The sequence below is a fragment of the Butyricicoccus faecihominis genome, from assembly GCF_014648015.1.
Classification (GTDB): Bacteria; Bacillota; Clostridia; order Oscillospirales; family Butyricicoccaceae; genus Agathobaculum; species Agathobaculum butyriciproducens.
In genome coordinates, this window is sequence record NZ_BMQH01000015.1 from 31,979 (window position 1) to 47,966 (window position 15,988).

The 15,988-nt window shown below is 48.5% G+C and carries 20 protein-coding genes, 1 tRNA gene and 1 pseudogene; 16 read left to right on the forward strand and 6 right to left on the reverse strand.

Annotated elements, in window-relative coordinates; translation table 11 throughout:
• Positions 1-199: 199 nt before the first annotated feature.
• The 5 genes from IEY11_RS13040 to IEY11_RS13060 form a co-directional block, all read right to left on the reverse strand.
• Positions 200-772, reverse strand: a complete 573-nt coding sequence (locus IEY11_RS13040) for a TetR/AcrR family transcriptional regulator (RefSeq protein WP_158557297.1) — start codon at positions 770-772, stop codon at positions 200-202.
• Between the two features lie 244 nt (positions 773-1,016).
• Positions 1,017-2,168, reverse strand: a complete 1,152-nt coding sequence (locus IEY11_RS13045; RefSeq protein WP_118667889.1) for a sodium ion-translocating decarboxylase subunit beta — start codon at positions 2,166-2,168, stop codon at positions 1,017-1,019.
• 88 nt (positions 2,169-2,256) lie between these two features.
• On the reverse strand, positions 2,257-2,538 hold the full coding sequence (locus IEY11_RS13050) for an acetyl-CoA carboxylase biotin carboxyl carrier protein subunit (RefSeq protein WP_308744403.1): 282 nt from the start codon (positions 2,536-2,538) through the stop codon (positions 2,257-2,259).
• Positions 2,539-2,552: 14 nt separating this feature from the next.
• Positions 2,553-2,888: an OadG family protein gene (locus IEY11_RS13055; protein WP_188886771.1), complete on the reverse strand. Its 336-nt coding sequence runs from the start codon at positions 2,886-2,888 to the stop codon at positions 2,553-2,555.
• Between the two features lie 2 nt (positions 2,889-2,890).
• Entirely contained in the window at positions 2,891-4,258 is a 1,368-nt protein-coding gene (locus IEY11_RS13060; RefSeq protein ID WP_243184017.1) for a pyruvate carboxylase subunit B, read from the reverse strand.
• Between the two features lie 473 nt (positions 4,259-4,731).
• Here IEY11_RS13060 and IEY11_RS13065 point away from each other — a divergent pair.
• The 16 genes and pseudogenes from IEY11_RS13065 (at position 4,732) to IEY11_RS13140 (ending at position 14,776) form a co-directional block, all read left to right on the forward strand.
• Positions 4,732-4,808, forward strand: a tRNA-Arg gene (locus tag IEY11_RS13065).
• A gap of 569 nt (positions 4,809-5,377) precedes the next feature.
• Positions 5,378-5,581, forward strand: a complete 204-nt coding sequence (locus IEY11_RS13070; RefSeq protein ID WP_223385014.1) for a hypothetical protein — start codon at positions 5,378-5,380, stop codon at positions 5,579-5,581.
• On the forward strand, positions 5,578-6,507 hold the full coding sequence (locus tag IEY11_RS13075) for a DUF6017 domain-containing protein (protein WP_002304312.1): 930 nt from the start codon (positions 5,578-5,580) through the stop codon (positions 6,505-6,507). The genes IEY11_RS13070 and IEY11_RS13075 overlap by 4 nt, the downstream gene beginning before the upstream one ends.
• 6 nt (positions 6,508-6,513) lie before the next feature.
• The gene (locus tag IEY11_RS13080; RefSeq protein WP_002304313.1) at positions 6,514-7,341 is read left to right on the forward strand and encodes a ParA family protein; all 828 of its coding nucleotides are present in this window, start codon (positions 6,514-6,516) and stop codon (positions 7,339-7,341) included.
• Positions 7,298-8,224, forward strand: coding sequence for a ParB/RepB/Spo0J family partition protein (locus IEY11_RS13085; RefSeq protein ID WP_002304314.1), 927 nt, complete (start codon positions 7,298-7,300; stop codon positions 8,222-8,224). Before IEY11_RS13080 ends, IEY11_RS13085 begins: the two co-directional genes overlap by 44 nt.
• A gap of 8 nt (positions 8,225-8,232) precedes the next feature.
• Entirely contained in the window at positions 8,233-8,760 is a 528-nt protein-coding gene (locus IEY11_RS13090) for a hypothetical protein (protein WP_002304315.1), read from the forward strand.
• Between the two features lie 54 nt (positions 8,761-8,814).
• Positions 8,815-9,456: a DUF3846 domain-containing protein gene (locus IEY11_RS13095; protein ID WP_002588969.1), complete on the forward strand. Its 642-nt coding sequence runs from the start codon at positions 8,815-8,817 to the stop codon at positions 9,454-9,456.
• 10 nt (positions 9,457-9,466) lie between these two features.
• Positions 9,467-9,778: a DUF5720 family protein gene (locus IEY11_RS13100; RefSeq protein ID WP_002304317.1), complete on the forward strand. Its 312-nt coding sequence runs from the start codon at positions 9,467-9,469 to the stop codon at positions 9,776-9,778.
• Between the two features lie 36 nt (positions 9,779-9,814).
• The gene (locus tag IEY11_RS13105) at positions 9,815-10,297 is read left to right on the forward strand and encodes a PcfB family protein (RefSeq protein ID WP_002304320.1); all 483 of its coding nucleotides are present in this window, start codon (positions 9,815-9,817) and stop codon (positions 10,295-10,297) included.
• Positions 10,297-12,048: a VirD4-like conjugal transfer protein, CD1115 family gene (locus IEY11_RS13110; RefSeq protein WP_002588968.1), complete on the forward strand. Its 1,752-nt coding sequence runs from the start codon at positions 10,297-10,299 to the stop codon at positions 12,046-12,048. Before IEY11_RS13105 ends, IEY11_RS13110 begins: the two co-directional genes overlap by 1 nt.
• Before the next feature lie 12 nt (positions 12,049-12,060).
• Positions 12,061-12,381 (forward strand): hypothetical protein, encoded by a 321-nt coding sequence (locus IEY11_RS13115; protein ID WP_002304332.1) that lies wholly within the window; start codon positions 12,061-12,063, stop codon positions 12,379-12,381.
• Positions 12,382-12,386: 5 nt separating this feature from the next.
• The gene (locus tag IEY11_RS13120) at positions 12,387-12,779 is read left to right on the forward strand and encodes a helix-turn-helix domain-containing protein (RefSeq protein ID WP_002304334.1); all 393 of its coding nucleotides are present in this window, start codon (positions 12,387-12,389) and stop codon (positions 12,777-12,779) included.
• Between the two features lie 83 nt (positions 12,780-12,862).
• Positions 12,863-13,015, forward strand: a pseudogene (locus tag IEY11_RS13125) (Maff2 family mobile element protein); the annotation flags it as partial.
• A gap of 70 nt (positions 13,016-13,085) precedes the next feature.
• Positions 13,086-13,448, forward strand: a complete 363-nt coding sequence (locus IEY11_RS13130; protein ID WP_022742028.1) for a helix-turn-helix domain-containing protein — start codon at positions 13,086-13,088, stop codon at positions 13,446-13,448.
• Positions 13,408-13,797, forward strand: a complete 390-nt coding sequence (locus tag IEY11_RS13135; RefSeq protein ID WP_009296082.1) for a TnpV protein — start codon at positions 13,408-13,410, stop codon at positions 13,795-13,797. Before IEY11_RS13130 ends, IEY11_RS13135 begins: the two co-directional genes overlap by 41 nt.
• A gap of 16 nt (positions 13,798-13,813) precedes the next feature.
• Positions 13,814-14,776: a DUF3658 domain-containing protein gene (locus tag IEY11_RS13140; protein ID WP_118524769.1), complete on the forward strand. Its 963-nt coding sequence runs from the start codon at positions 13,814-13,816 to the stop codon at positions 14,774-14,776.
• Positions 14,777-14,837: 61 nt separating this feature from the next.
• On the opposite strand, the gene IEY11_RS13145 is transcribed toward IEY11_RS13140, so the two are convergent.
• Positions 14,838-15,644 (reverse strand): helix-turn-helix domain-containing protein, encoded by an 807-nt coding sequence (locus IEY11_RS13145; protein WP_009296084.1) that lies wholly within the window; start codon positions 15,642-15,644, stop codon positions 14,838-14,840.
• Between the last annotated feature and the right edge of the window lie 344 nt (positions 15,645-15,988).

A 15,988-nucleotide genomic window follows, 5' to 3' on the forward strand; every position in this document is an offset into this window, starting at 1 on the left:
CGCTTCGTGCGGTAGCACGCATAAAATAGAATTTGCGAAGCAAATTCATAATTCCCGGGGGCGTGTACCTCGGGAATTATACAAGGGACGAAAAATTGTGCCCGCAGGGCGCGGCTTTTCGTCAAGATTCGATTGAAAGCGTGGTTTCAATCGAGAGGCTGCTCGAAAAACGGAGTTTTTCGACAGCCTCACGCGCTGCTTACTGCAGCGCGTGCATTCCCTGTGTGTGATAGGTGATCAGCTGATTCAGTCCGGCACGGACCTCGCTCGGGCGAACGCGGTTCTTGAGGATATGTACCGTCCCGTCCACCAGATTGCGTGCCATGATCTGCGCCATCATCGGGCTGTTCTCCTCGTCGGCCAGCATGGGCACGATCTTGGACGCAATCAGCTCAATCATTACCGGCCGCAGGTTTTCATATCGGGTGCCGTTGGCCTGCTCCATGATAAGAAGAAGGCCGTATTTCTCCGCCAGCAGCAGCGAGAGTACCTCCTCGGTGAGCAGCATGCGGAATTCCTGCGCGTCCATATTCAGGTCAAACCGCATGCTGCGGAAGCGCAGAATCATGCGCTTCAGGCCGTCTGCAGCGCTGTCGGTCAACTCGTAGAACAGCTCCTCCTTGTTTTTGAAGTAGTGGTAGAGATTGCTCTTGCTGATATTTACCTTGTCCGCGATCATCTGCAGCGAGGTGCGGTCATAGCCGCGCTGCAGGAATAAATGCTCGGATTCAAGCAGAATTTTGTGTCGAAGTTCGTCTTTTAGTACCTGCACAATAAGGACCACCCGTTCATTTCTTACATTTATTATAAAACAGGGCGACATAAATTGTCAAGAAAGCATAAAAAATTGAGAATGGAAGATGGAGAATTCGCGTGATGTTTTACCTTTGCGTGAGAGCACAATGTGCTCCCCCTACGGGATATCGTGTGCATACCGTTACAAATTGATTTTCAATTCTTCTCAACCAAAAGAGCACAAAAAAGAACCCGATAATTCGGGTTCTTTTGCTTTGTACTTACGCGCCGAATACCTTGAGGATAAAGCCTGCGGCAACAGCGGAGCCGATGACACCGGCTACGTTCGGGCCCATCGCGTGCATGAGCAGGAAGTTTGCCGGATTGGCCTTCTGGCCCTCAACCTGCGAAACGCGGGCTGCCATAGGAACGGCAGATACACCGGCCGAGCCGATCAGCGGGTTTACCTTACCACCGGTCAGCTTATACATAACCTTGCCGAACAGCAGGCCGCCGACGGTCGAGAACGTGAACGCGATCAGGCCAAGGATGATGATCTTGATGGTCTCCCAGGTCAGGAAGGTGGACGCAATCGCCTTGCAGCCTACCGACAGACCGAGGAAGATGGTGACGATGTTGCACAGCGCGTTCTGCGCGGTGTCGCTCAGGCGGTCGGTTACGCCGCACTCACGCAGCAGGTTGCCCAGCATGAGCATGCCGATCAGCGGAGCGGTATCCGGAATCAGCAGGATAACAATGATGGCAACTGCGATCGGGAATACGATCTTCTCGGTCTTGGAGACCTGACGCAGCTGCTCCATCTTGACCTCGCGCTCCTTCTTGGTGGTCAGCAGGCGCATGATCGGCGGCTGGATAAGCGGTATGAGCGCCATATACGAGTACGCCGCAATAGCGATGGCGGGCAGGTAATCCGGCGCCAGACGGGAAGCGACCAGAATGGAGGTCGGACCGTCCGCACCGCCGATGATGGCGATGGCTGCCGCTACTGCGCCCGGGAAGCCGAGCACCAGCGCCAGCAGGAATGCAGAAAAGATGCCGAGCTGTGCCGCTGCACCCAGCAGCAGCGAGGACGGGCGCGCGATCAGCGGGCCGAAGTCGGTCATAGCACCGATACCGAGGAAGATGATGGACGGATAAATCGCATGCTGGACGCCCTGATAGAACACCCACAGCATACCGGGACTGGAACCGTCAACCGGTGCATTGAGCAGGCCGGTCAGCGGCAGATTGGCCAGCAGCATGCCGAATGCGATCGGAACGAGCAGCAGCGGCTCAAACTTCTTGCCGATACCCATGTACAGCAGCACGCATGCAATGATGATCATGATCAGGCTGCGCGGGTCCTCCGCGAAGGACGCGAAGCCCGAGCTTGCCAGAATGCTGCCTAATGCACCGAAAAACGAAAATTGCATAGTACGCGCCTCCCGTTACATCGTGCAGAGTGCTGCGCCGGTCTGTACGGAAGCGCCCTTCTGTACGCAGACAGAGCCGACCGTGCCGTCATGCGGTGCACATAAACAGCACATCGCCGCCCTTAACGGCCTGACCGGCCGTGCATCGGATATCCAGAATGGTGCCCGGCATGGGCGCTGCAACGGTCTCGCCGCCTGCAGGCGCTGCTGCGGGTGCGGGTGCTGCTGCCGGAGCCGGCGCTGCCGCGGGTGCCGGCGCTGCTGCAGCCGGTGCCGGTGCGGGAGCCGCGCCGGTCGGAACTGCGCTTACCGACCCCTTTTCTACTTCTACTTCAAACTGCTTGCCGTTAAGCGATACCTGATATTTCATGTTTCTTTCTCCCCTTAAACCGCCTTGATGGACTTAAATACAAGCTGATCGAGCGGAATGCCCGTTTCGTGGCTGACGATAGCCATAACGCAGGCCGCCTCCACCTCGCTGACGCCTTCCAGCTTGACCTGCGGAGCCGGAGCAGGTGCCGGTGCTGCTGCCGGAGCCGCCGCCGCCGGAGCCGCTGCACTGACCGAAGCCGGATGCGCAGTGTGCTTTTCGAGCGCGCCCATCACACGGGAAATAACAGCGATGACACCCCAGAGAAGTGCCAGCATCAAAAATACAATAACGATACCGGACAGGGCGATCATGAGCGCGTCCAGTACGCTGATCGGATCGTGTACCATGCTCACTTAACCTCCTTGAACGAATAGCTTGCGGTGAAGGTCTGCTCCCGGCGCTCAAAGAACTGCTCTGCCTGCTGCGGGAATGCGATATAGGACAGGACGTCCTCTTCACTGCGGGCATGCGTGCCGAGATGCTCGCGTGCAGCCGGAAATTCCGGCTCAAGCGTATCGGCAAAGCGGCCGGTCATCGGCTGCTCGTCACCGAGCACCTGCTTGGCGAGTTCGGGATTGACTTCGCCCGGTGCCTTGCCGTATTCGCCGCGGATGTAGCTCTTGATCTCCTTGCCGATCGACTTATAGCGGCCGCCGAGGAGAACGTTGACCGTTGCCTGTACGCCGACCATCTGCGAAAGCGGCGTTACCAGCGGCGGATAACCCATATCGGCACGCACGCGCGGCGTTTCGGCGAGTACCTCATCGAGACGGTCGATTGCGTTCTGCGCCTTCAGCTGTGCCACCAGATTGGACAGCATGCCGCCCGGGATCTGGTAGATGAGCGCATCGGTCTTGGTGGACAGGACATACGGGTCGAACATACCGCTCGCCGCGAACTTGTCCTTGACCGGCACGAAAAATTCGTTGATCTCATGCAGCGTTTTGGAATCCACGCCGCAGTCATAGCCCATCTGCTGGAGCGCATAGACCATGGACTCGGTTGCCGGCTGGCTGGTGCCGCCCGACATGCACGAGGTTGCACAGTCGATGCCGTCCGCACCGGCTTCCGCTGCCTTTAGATAAGTCATATAACCCAGACCGGTGGTCGCGTGTGTATGCACATAAACCGGGATTTTGATGTTCTGCTTGAGTGCGGTAACCAGGTCATAGCACTCCTGCGGAGACATGATGCCCGCCATATCCTTAATGCACAGCGAGTTGCAGCCCATGGCTTCGATCTGCCTGCCGAGCGAAACGAACATCTCCAGATTGTGGATCGGACTCAGTGTGTAACAGATACAGCCCTGTGCATGGCCGCCTGCCTTGAGGCATTCGTCTACGGCGGTCTCGATGTTGCGCAGATCGTTCAGCGCATCGAAAATACGGATGATATCCATGCCGTTCTCGATGCACTTGCGGACAAAACGGCGCACGGTATCATCCGAATAATGGTGATAGCCGAGCAGGTTCTGACCGCGCAGCAGCATCTGCAGCTTGGTGTTCTTCATGTGAGATTTGATCTTGCGCAGACGCTCCCACGGGTCCTCATGCAGATAGCGCAGGCAGGAATCGAAGGTCGCACCGCCCCAGCACTCAATCGAGTGATAGCCGGCCCGATCCATCTCATCGAGAATGCCCTCGAAATCCTCAAACGGCATTCGCGTCGCAATCAGCGACTGCTGCGCGTCACGCAGCACCGTTTCGGTGATGTGCATTTGTTTCACAAGTATGCCCCCTCCTTCGGGAAATAAATGGGTTTCGTGATTCCCCTCATTAATCCCATATATGTAATTGTATCATATCACTTTCTGCACCCGCTTGCAAGAATATGATTCTTTAATTTTGCACAGCTGCACTTTACTTTTTTCACCGCATTCGGAATTGACTTTTTGCTCTCAATGCAGTAATATAAATATATCGCATGCTGCGACTTTGCGCGAAGGAGCCGCTCGCAAAAACTTTTGTTTTTATGTCTCAGTAGCTCAGTTGGATAGAGCACATGCCTCCTAATTATCGGATGCTTCTTGTTCTTTTTCCTGTGAAAACTTCATATTTTTTCATTTGTCTCAGTACCTCAGTTGGATAGAGGGTTCGCCTCCTAAGGTTGCGTTACAACGGCCACCTCAAAAAAAACTAAATAAGGGATTGCAGTTCGACTTTGATCGGGCTATAATCATATATCAGACACGTCCATATAGCTCAGCTGGATAGAGCACACGCCTCCTAAGCGTGGGGTCGGAGGTTCAAATCCTCTTATGGACGCCAGTGAACAACGCCGAAAGCCTTTGTTTTCAAGGGTTTTCGGCTTTTCTTATATAAAAAGCTACGAAAAAGCTCTTTCACTGTATGAGATAAAATTCTACTCCAAAATTTGATTTTTGACAACCCCTCCAGAATCGAACGGTTGTTATAAGACAAAATCGCCAGCTAATTTTTAGCAGAAAACGGGCTGTTCTTGCTAATGAAAATGCCCTTCCTGCTAATCAGCCCCAAAATCGTGCCAAAAATCCAGCTAATCAAAAAAGGCGGATGTTTTGAATACCATGCAGTTATAGCAGATAAAATTAAATATCGTTATGTACATAGAGCGTCTATTTGCCCCGCATTGGGGATGGATAGGCGCTCTTTTTTTATGCCCAAACCCATGGGCAAATACAAGAGATTGGAGGTGTTTTATTTGAGCAAGCCTGTTTATACCGCAGACAAGCCGAGCGACTGTCATTACTGCTACTTCTGGACGAATGGCAGAAAGGGCTGCCGTCTGGGTAGAAATAATTGCTACTACTTAATCTCTTTGCCGCCGAAACCCAAGTCGGAATGTGATGGCTGTCCCTATGGGCGAGATCACCCGTGCATTGGTTGGTGTACGAAGAAGGTTATGCGTGAAGTGGGGCTTCGTTGATATGGATGTGTATGAACAGGAATACCGCTTCTACTATTTTGCCCGATGTCCTTACGAAAAGACGGATACGACTTTCCGCAGCATTCCGCTGACAACAGAAAGTTTTCCGCAGAAAGAAGGTGGTGAAGCCGTGTGAGTTTTGATTATTTTTACGGTCAGCAATCCGATCTATTCACATTCTATCGAGTTCCGAAGGTGTTGTTCACGAACGAGAGGTTCTGGAATATTTCTGCCGATGCCAAGATGCTGTATGGCATTTTGCTTGACCGCATGAGCCTGTCTGCCAAGAATGGTTGGATAGATAAAAACGGTAGAGTGTATATCATTTTTACAATCGACGAAGCGAAGATGGCTCTGAACTGTGCTGAACAAAAGGCTATCAAGCTGCTCAGTGAACTTGAGAAGAAAGCAGGATTGATTGAACGTAAGCGCCAGGGTTTGGGAAAGCCCAACCTGATCTATGTGAAGAACTTTATCTCTGCTGTGGATTCACAACTCTTGAATTGTGAAAATCACAATTCTGGAACAATGGAAATCACAACTCAAGAACTTCCGAAATCACAATGTAATAATACTGATATTAAAAATACTGAATTTAGTGATACTGATTCTATCTTTCCTTCCGGAAATGGTGGAATGATGGACGAGAATGACCGGTATCAAGAATACTTTGATTATTTCTCGGATCAGCTCAGTATGGATTTGTTGAAGAAGGATTACCCTTACGATTCCGAAATGCTGGATAACATTCTGGAGTTGATCGTTGAAACAGTTTGCACGAAGCGACCGTTGATTCGCATTGGTGCAGAGGAGCGTCCGGCAGAAATTGTCCGCAGTCGGTTTATGAAACTGAATGCCGAACACATTCGATATGTTATGGACTGCTTCAAGGAGAACACCACAAAGATTAGAAATATCCGTCAGTATATGCTGACTACGATATACAATGCGCCGACGACAATAGACACCTACTACGATGCTCTTGTTCGGCACGATATGTCACACGGATATTTGGAAGGAGGATTTAAGAAATTGAAAATGAAGCGAGAGGAAGGAGAGTGACGATAAATGTCGAAAAAAGCAACCATCATTGCGGTGGTCAATCAGAAAGGAGGCACTGGAAAGACCACCACCACCGAGAATCTGGGCGTTGGCTTGGCTCTTGAAGGAAAAAAGGTGCTTCTGGTAGACACCGATCCCCAGGCTTCCCTGACGGTCAGTTTGGGCAATCCCTGCCCGGATGATCTGTCTCCGACACTTTCCGATCTGATGGGAAAGATTATGATGGAAAACCCTATTACTCCCGATGAAGGGATTCTTCATCATCCGGAGGGCGTTGATTTGGTGCCGTCCAACATCGAACTCTCAGGTATGGAGGTAGCACTGGTCAATGCCATGAGCCGGGAAACCATTCTCCGGCAATACCTGGATACAGTCAAACAGAATTATGATTACATTCTTCTTGACTGTATGCCGTCTTTGGGTATGCTGACCGTCAATGCGTTGGCAGCTGCCGACAATGTGCTGATACCGGTTCAGGCAGCATACCTTCCTGCAAAGGGTCTGGAACAGCTGCTTGGAACCATCAACAAGGTCAAGAGGCAAATCAACCCGAAACTGAGGATTGAAGGGATTCTTCTGACGATGGTGGACAGCCGCACCAACTACTCCAAAGACATCAGCAATCTGATTCGGGAGAGCTACGGCGGAAAGCTGAAGGTTTACAAGACCGACATTCCCCGCTCTGTCCGTGCAGAGGAAATCAGCGCAGAGGGAACCAGTATCTTCAAGCATGATCCCAAAGGCAAAGTTGCCGAAGCCTATAAAATTCTGACGAAGGAGGTGTTAAACAATGCAGAAAAAAGGCGCAAACATCAGCTTGAAGGGGTACGATGATATTTTCTCCACCGATCAATCCAGAGCTGAAGCCCAGCAGGAGCGTGTGCAGGAAATTCCGCTTTCTGAGCTACACCCCTTTGAGGGACACCCCTTCCGTGTGGTTGATGATGAAGAAATGATGAAAACGGCAGAGAGCGTCCGAGATTTCGGAGTTCTCACTCCTGCGATTGTCCGTCCTGACCCCGACGGTGGTTATGAAATCGTTTCTGGTCACAGGCGGCACCGGGCATCGGAGCTTGCGGGTAAGGAAACCATGCCTGCGATTGTTCGTGACCTGGACGATGATGCAGCCATTATTTTGATGGTTGATGCGAATTTGCAGAGGGAGAGTATCCTGCCGAGTGAAAGAGCATTTGCTTATAAGATGAAGCTGGATGCGATTAAACATCAAGGTCAACGCACCGATTTAACTTCATCCCAAGTTGGGATGAAGTTGCAGGCAATGGATATAGTCGGTCAGGAGGCAGGAGAAAGCAGAAATCAGGTACACCGTTATATCCGTCTGACCGAACTGATTCCGGAACTGCTGGATATGGTAGATACGGGTCAGATCAAATTCAATCCTGCGGTGGAGCTTTCCTATCTGGCAAGTGAAGAACAGAAGGATTTTCTTTCTGCAATGGATTATGCTCAAGCAGCTCCTTCCCTTTCGCAAGCACAGCGAATTAAAAAGCTCGCACAGGAGGGCGAGTGTACGCTGGATGCGATGTGCGAGATTATGAATGAAATCAAGAAGGGAGAGCTGGACAGAGTAACCTTCAAAACGGATTCGTTGCGAAAATACTTCCCGAAGTCCTATACCAACAAGCAGATGGAGGATAAAATCATTCAGCTTTTGGAGCAATGGCAGAAAAAAAGAGAAAAATCAATGGAAAGGTAAGGTAAAAAATGTTTACACCCAAAAACATTCAGGGCGCTTTGGAAGAACTCTACGACCTTTGCGATCCTGATTATATGGTAGATATGCTCGTAAACTACAGTGAGGAGTTCGATGATATTTCTCCTGCGCTTCTGGCAAAGTCGTTTCAGAAAAATGCCGAGATGATTAGCGAGTATCGAGTATTGTCCTCTGCTGGTGAGGGTATCGACTATCAGGGAAAGGTACTTCTGAACAGCAGAGCCGTGCGGCTTCTGTCCTATGTAGAAGATATGAGCGGCGATGAAAAAGTTCGCACGATTCAGAGCAAGGAGCTGTGGTTAGCAGAAGATATGACATTCTATGTGGTGTCCTGTATGTCTACGATCACGATGGACAAGGAAGAAGCCATTTGTCTTAACGAACACCGCAGCGTGGTTACTACGGTGGAATGCGAGGACGATATTTTCTTCGACATGGGTTCCCTGATTTGCGAACTGGACGATATTTGCTTGTTCGAGCTTTTAGCCGATGTGGATGCGACTATTTATGAACTGTAACAGGTTCATGGATGGTCGCTTTTCTTATTTTCAAAGAAACGGAGGTATCGAAACTTGAAAGAATACGATGTGAAGATCACCGAAACCTTGGAGAAAACGGTTACGGTGCAAGCAGAATCTCACGATGCGGCAGAGGAACAGGTTAGAGCCGCTTATTACAATTCGGAGTACATTCTGGACTCCGAAAACTTTACCGGTGTTGCGTTCGGCACGACCGAGGAACGGGAGGTTCAGAAAGAACAGGCAGATACCATGAATGTGTTGCTGGTAAAGCCGTTCATGTATCCGCAGGCTGTGCAGATCGGCTGTGAGCTGGAGGATTTGCAGAAAGCCGTAGGTGGCGATATTGAGGCAACTTATCCGTTCAATGAGCCGGTTGCACTGGTGATGCACGACGAAGGTAAACTCGTAGGCAAAGAACTGAACCGTGCGCTGCGTGATGATGACGGCGATATTTATGACATTATCGCCGGTGATTTTCTGGTTGTGGGATTGGGCGAGGATGATTTTTGTTCTCTGTCCCCGGAACTGATGAAGCAGTTTGAGGAACACTTTCATCAGCCTGAGACTTTTGTACGCATGGGGCGCAGCATTATGGCGCTTCCCCTGCCGGATGACATGGTGAAGAAAGAAGATGCACCTGTCAAAGCTGATTCGGTTCCCCACAAAAGTAACCCTGACCGAGATGTTCTGTAAGGAGGTTCTTATGCAAAGAAATTCGACGATTGGAGAGCTGATGGAGCGAAAGCGGATTCAGGATGGTGCCAAGGAGTACCAGGGACATACCTATATGGACTTGGCACGATTTGATGACGCCACCAAGCACATGATTATTTTCGATGTGCTGACCGATGAATCGCCTGTCGGTTGGAAAGGCGAAAGAAATCGCCTGTATTTGAGCGATGTGGGTTATCAGAAGGCTCTGGATAACCAGAAAGCTGGCAATATCAAGATTATCAGCCATGCCGCAGTTGCCAAGGGCAATCTGTATTACGACCACAGAGATATGGCACGATAATCTGTTCACTCTACTGCTTGCAGGAGGTGATGAATCATGCAGGAAGAAGTTGAAAACAGAACAGTAAACCTGGCGATCAGCACAACCAAGCTGACGGGGCGCACTATCATTGCCGGTATCCGCAAGTATTTGCAGCACCGGGAAAAAGTGAAGATGAAAAAGGCACGAGACCCTGCCGTTCATGGAAAGCAATCCGTGAAACAGCTTTTGGGACAGAATCAGGGTGCTACGAATGTTGAGATCGACAAAGAGAGTATCCGTGATTTTGAAAAGCTCGCCAAGAAGTATGGCGTGGACTTTGCCGTAAGAAAAGATAAGTCCGTTGATCCTCCCCGGTTTCTTGTTTTTGTCCGTTCTAAAGATGCAGATGCTTTGGATGCAATCTGCAAGGAACATCAGGCAAGGGCATTAACCAAGAATGAAAAGCCGAGCGTTCTGGCGCAGCTGAAGAAGTTCAAGGAAATTGTCGCAGCGATTCCGAAGAAGGTTCGAGAGAAGAAACAGGAGCGTGATCTGTGATGGATAAGAGAAAAATGAAAAAGCTCCTGATTCTGAATTTACCGTATTTTCTGGTAGGGTTGTTCGCTACGAATTTAGGAGAAGCATGGAGATTGGCTGAGGGGGCAGATTCATCTGCGAAAATCCTCAGCTTTTTTCATGCCCTTCCGATAGCCCTGAACAATCCGTTTCCCAGCTTTCACCCGTTGGATTTGCTGATTGGTATTCTCTGCGGCGCAGGACTTCGGCTGGCTGTCTATCTAAAAGGCAAAAACGCAAAGAAGTACCGACACAATGTTGAGTACGGTTCTGCTCGTTGGGGAACGGCAAAAGATATTGAGCCGTTTATTGCACCAAAGTTCGAGGACAATGTGATCCTGACGAAAACGGAGCGGCTGATGATGAGCAATCGCCCGAAGAATCCTGCCAATGCCCGAAATAAGAATGTTCTGATTATCGGCGGTTCGGGTTCCGGTAAAACTCGCTTTTGGTTGAAGCCAAACCTTCTCCAGATGCACAGTTCCTATGTGGTCACTGACCCGAAAGGCAGCATCGTGATTGAGTGCGGCAACGCCCTTTTGAAGCATGGCTACACCATCAAGATTTTCAACACCATCAACTTTCAGAAGTCGATGCACTATAACCCATTTGCCTATATCCATTCAGAAAAAGACATTCTGAAACTGGTGACAACGCTGATTGCCAACACAAAGGGTGATGGAAAAGCCGGTGATGAGTTCTGGACGAAGGCGGAAACGCTGCTCTACTGTGCCTTGATCGGATATATCCACTATGAAGCTCCGGTTGAGGAACAGAATTTCTCCACCCTGATTGAGTTCCTGAACGCAATGGAGGTGCGGGAAGATGATGAGGAGTTCCAGAACCCGGTGGATCTGATGTTTGAAGCCCTGGAAAAGAAAAAGCCGAATCACTTTGCAGTCCGTCAGTATAAAAAATACAAGCTGGCTGCCGGCAAGACCGCTAAGTCGATTTTGATTTCCTGCGGCGCTCGTCTGGCTCCTTTTGATATTCAGGAGGTCAGAGATGTGACTGCCTATGACGAGTTGCAGTTGGATACTCTCGGAGATAAGAAAACGGCGCTCTTTCTGATTATGTCAGATACGGATGCGACGTTTAATTTTTTGATCTCCATGATTTACACACAGCTGTTCAACTTGTTGTGCGAGAAAGCAGATGATGTGTACGGCGGCAGACTGCCGGTTCATGTGCGCTGCTTGATTGATGAGATGGCAAACATCGGTCAGATTCCCAATCTGGAAAAACTGGTAGCGACAATCCGAAGCCGTGAAATATCGGCTTGCCTTGTTCTCCAGGCACAATCACAGCTGAAAGCCATTTATAAAGACAATGCCGATACCATCATCGGCAACATGGATTCCCGAATTTTCCTGGGTGGTTCTGAGCCAACCACGCTCAAAGAACTGAATCAGGCATTGGGAAAAGAAACTATCGACACCTACAACACCTCCAACACCAGAGGTAACAGCCCGTCTTACGGCTTGAATTATCAGAAGTTAGGCAAAGACCTTGCGAGCGTAGATGAGCTTGCGGTTCTGGATGGCAGCAAGTGTATTTTGCAGTTGCGTGGTGTCAGACCGTTTCTTTCTGACAAGTACGATCTGACGCAGCACCCCAATTATAAGTACACATCAGACTTTGATAAGAGAAATGAGTTCAACATTGAGCAGTTTCTGAGTCGAAGGTTGAAGCTCAAGGCAGGTGATGAGTTTGTGGTAGTCGATGCGGATTAAGGAGGTTTCTGTTTGGAAAATCTGAAAACGGTATCTGCCCTGGTTAAGAACATCTTGGAACACGACCACAAGGCAAGAAATACCGACAATCATTTGTACCTGATGGTACTGGAACACTATTCCGGTCTGCGTGGCATCGACATTCATGCCATGACGGTTCCTGTGTTTTTGAAGGAACTGGATAGACGCAGCTTTCCGGGGTTTGAAACTGTCCGCAGAAGCAGACAGAAAGTGCAGGCAACCTACCCTGACCTTGCTCCCAGTGAAGCCGTAGGCAAGCGCAGAGCAAAAAATGAGGTTGTATATCGAGAATTTGCAGAAAGCGAGGTGTAAAAAAAATGACTTGGTGGATCACGGATACCTCTATTGGGCAGCGATTGAAGTTCGTTAGACGATTTCGCCGCCTTACCCAGAAAGAGCTTGGACTCCTGATGGGGTATTCCGAGAAAACAGCGGATGTCCGTATTGCTCAGTATGAGAAAAACGCTCGAACCCCTAATGCAGAAACCACAGCGAAACTCGCAGAGGTTCTGAAGGTTTCACCTGTCGTTTTTTCACCGACAATCTGTGCTTCTCGTGAAGATTTGTTGCAGTCAATGTATTGGCTGTTTCTTATGAAAGGTGGTGGTGATATATATGATTGTGAAACTGAATATGCAAGAAGCAGAATGGAACAGAAACTTGGCGTGATAACCGTCGAGGAGTTCCTTGAAAAGATTCTCGTAAACTAAGCCTTCCGTCCGGTTTTGATGCCGGTAGTACGGAGGGCTTTTTCTATTCTCAAAACAATTTCAAATTTTAGGAGGAAAATATTATGGCATTTTTCAATAGCGCAGTAACCGTTCTTCAGACTCTCGTTATCGCTCTGGGCGCAGGTCTTGGCATCTGGGGTGCAATCAATCTGCTTGAGGGCTACGGCAACGATAACCCCGGCGCAAAGTCCCAGGGCATGAAGCAGTTCATGGCTAATTAAAGGGAACAAAAAAGAAAGGAAAACCAATCCAGACGGTATCAGCGGCAGGATACAAGAATAAATTGTGATTTCACAAGATTGGTGCTATAATAAGAGAAAAGTTCCTGCCGGGGCAGCCGCCCCGGTGGTATGGATAGAAAGGCAGGAAAACAATATGCACATCAGCTATAAACCACTCTGGCACACACTGTTAGAGCGTGATATGAGGAAAGAGGATTTAAGGCTTGCCGCTGGTATGACAACGAATATGATTGCCAACATGAGCAAAGAGGGAAAGCACATCAGCATGGACACATTAGCCCGTATCTGTGAAACGCTGAATTGTGAGATTACCGATGTGATTGAGTTAGTACCAGACGAGCCTGCTTCCACAGGAGGTAAGGAACATGAGAGAATTGAAACCAAGAATAACGGAAAACGGAATTGATTATATCCTTGTCGGAGATTACTACATCCCGGACTTGAAACTGCCGGAGGAACACCGCCCTATCGGAAAGTACGGACGGATGCACCGGGAATATTTAAGGGAAGTCCACCCAGCCAGATTGAATACATTGATACTGACCGGAGAATTGTGGACATATCTTGCAGACCTGAACGAACAGGCACAGGAACGGTTAGACACTATCATGGAGCAGATGAAAGCCACCGAGGGCGTGACAGAGGAATTGAAGCGAACTCAACAAATGGAATGGGTGCAGCGTTGTAATAACATTCACAACCGGGCAGAAGAAATTGTTTTGCATGATATAATTTATTCATACGGGAGTAATTAAATCGGAGGTATATAAGATGATTGAAATTGTATTTGGTGAAAGTGCCTGTGGAAGTTTGAAAATTGCCCAAACTTACGGTAAGGGAAAGTATAGAGGAAGTGCAGTTTCGGTCTTTATGAGGCACGAAGATGGGAGTGTTCCATCTTCAGATGAAATGAAAGAAGCACAAATTCAAGCACAGGAACAAGAACATATTGCTTGGGAGAATGCTATTCCATTGGGAGGCAAGAGCAGTGATGTTTATTGTTTTGATATGGCTCTTAGTGTGGGAGATATTTCTGATAATGGAATTGGCGAACAGCGGAAAAATGTTCTCAAGAAAATGCTGTCTGTCTGGTTTGTAGAGGATTTAGACTATCAGGTTGAAGAAAAAATACAGAAAATTAAAACTACATTGTCTTCGGTTATTGAACGATATGTAGCTGGGGAAGAAGTTCGTATTTGGTATAGCTATAATCCGGATGAATTTTGCGGTATGTACTGGCTTATGAAACAACTTCGACCATTAAACTGTCAGACAACAATTTATTTGGTTAAGTTACCTGCCTGGGAATATGGAAAAGAAAATACTATGACATCCAAAATAGCATGGGGTGAGGTTTCTCCTGGCGAATGGGGAAAATATATAACTCTACAAGAAAAAGCTAAGCCTGTATTTCTTTCAGCTTGTGCTATGAAATGGAATCAACTTCAAAATGAAAATGCACCTTTGCGTGCAATGCTAAATGGTAAATTGCAAAGTGTTTCAGAAGATATATATGATAGTTTCATTCTTCGTGAAATTGCGGAACAGCCAGAGCAATTCAAAATGGCTATTGTTATAGGTAATGTTTTAGGAAAATATCAACTTGGAATTAGTGATGTATGGATTTCTAATCGCATTGATAAAATGCTTGAAGATGGTGTGTTGGAAATTATACAGGACGCACCAAAGGGAGAAACAAATTATCGCCGGATATTAAGAAAACGAATGAAATAATAACCACAGCAAGAACCGCTGCTACATGGAAGGCACCCCAACCATGCAACAGCGGTTTTTTTTACCGTTTTTTCCTCTGGCTGATAGGCGTTCCCATTTTCTTTGATTTTTTGAGAATCCGAATCAGCCAGCGAAATTCTTCGTCTGACAGATTTTTATAGTTGATACCGAGCTGCTTGCAGTAAAGGACAACCAGCTTTTCATCCCGGCTGCCCTTGAAATTTTCGACTGCTTCGAGATTTTCTTTCAATTCATCGGCAACGGTGGTCTGGGGCGCACTCTCACTGTCCTTTTTGTGGGCTTCCCGAATATCCCGGATAATCAGGTTGAGGTCATCCAGAACCATGTGACTGAAATACTCATCATCACTGATATGGGCGGCTTGCAGCACTTTCAAATGCGGGTCATCTTCGCCTGGGCGATACCGTTCAATGATTTCATGCCGGACGGTATCGACAAGTGCATTGAGGTTTTGAATCTGCATGGTAGCAATCCCGTCCACATAAATCTCAATGTCTGCAAGAAACTTGATGAAATCTTTATGTGTAGCAAGCTCACAGAGCAGACGGTTGTTAATCCGACCGCTTTTCAGCAGTGCCACCATCTCATCATTCAAATGCAGCTCCGTCAATGGTGTGTTGATCTGCTCCCTGTTCTCTGTCCGGCACAGTAGATAATCAACAGAGACCCCATAGAAGTCTGCCAGCGTGATAAGGTTGCCATGATTGATTTCCTTAAAATCCTCTTTTTCATAACTTCCAAGAGCTGATTTGGAAATGCCTGTCAGCTTTGATAGTTCTTCCAGATTTAAGCCTTTGTCCTTGCGGAGTTCCCAAAGGCGTTCCTGTATGCTTGTTGCTCCTTTCATGGGCGCACGCTCCTTTCCAATGGTTTCATTGCTGCCGCTTATCTGGATTATATCACACTTTCCGCAATCGTGGAAATTTCTGATTTTTACCCCTAATTCCTACTTTGTGGACATACGGCACAGGGCACAAAAATGTTCTATGATACAGGTAGTTCATCGATGGATTATTCCAATCGAATGACCAGCCTGTGTGGGATATGCTTCCCCGGCGATGTAGTGCCATGACTTTTGGCAGGGATGTGGAGGAACCCTGACCGAAACGAGCGTACCAAAGGGAGCGATACGCCGCTGTGAGATTCAGGGGAGGAACGACACCGGGGAGAACTGGCGAACTGACACCGAAA

Coding starts and splice junctions, on each gene's coding strand:
- IEY11_RS13140 (WP_118524769.1), top strand. CDS start 13,814: ATGATTGAAATTGTATTTGGTGAAAGTGCCTGTGGAAGTTTGAAAATT.
- IEY11_RS13055 (WP_188886771.1), bottom strand. CDS start 2,888: ATGGTACACGATCCGATCAGCGTACTGGACGCGCTCATGATCGCCCTG.
- IEY11_RS13080 (WP_002304313.1), top strand. CDS start 6,514: ATGTCGAAAAAAGCAACCATCATTGCGGTGGTCAATCAGAAAGGAGGC.
- IEY11_RS13110 (WP_002588968.1), top strand. CDS start 10,297: ATGGATAAGAGAAAAATGAAAAAGCTCCTGATTCTGAATTTACCGTAT.
- IEY11_RS13105 (WP_002304320.1), top strand. CDS start 9,815: ATGCAGGAAGAAGTTGAAAACAGAACAGTAAACCTGGCGATCAGCACA.
- IEY11_RS13120 (WP_002304334.1), top strand. CDS start 12,387: ATGACTTGGTGGATCACGGATACCTCTATTGGGCAGCGATTGAAGTTC.
- IEY11_RS13145 (WP_009296084.1), bottom strand. CDS start 15,644: ATGAAAGGAGCAACAAGCATACAGGAACGCCTTTGGGAACTCCGCAAG.
- IEY11_RS13090 (WP_002304315.1), top strand. CDS start 8,233: ATGTTTACACCCAAAAACATTCAGGGCGCTTTGGAAGAACTCTACGAC.
- IEY11_RS13045 (WP_118667889.1), bottom strand. CDS start 2,168: ATGCAATTTTCGTTTTTCGGTGCATTAGGCAGCATTCTGGCAAGCTCG.
- IEY11_RS13085 (WP_002304314.1), top strand. CDS start 7,298: ATGCAGAAAAAAGGCGCAAACATCAGCTTGAAGGGGTACGATGATATT.
- IEY11_RS13070 (WP_223385014.1), top strand. CDS start 5,378: ATGGGCGAGATCACCCGTGCATTGGTTGGTGTACGAAGAAGGTTATGC.
- IEY11_RS13050 (WP_308744403.1), bottom strand. CDS start 2,538: ATGAAATATCAGGTATCGCTTAACGGCAAGCAGTTTGAAGTAGAAGTA.
- IEY11_RS13135 (WP_009296082.1), top strand. CDS start 13,408: ATGAGAGAATTGAAACCAAGAATAACGGAAAACGGAATTGATTATATC.
- IEY11_RS13100 (WP_002304317.1), top strand. CDS start 9,467: ATGCAAAGAAATTCGACGATTGGAGAGCTGATGGAGCGAAAGCGGATT.
- IEY11_RS13060 (WP_243184017.1), bottom strand. CDS start 4,258: ATGCACATCACCGAAACGGTGCTGCGTGACGCGCAGCAGTCGCTGATT.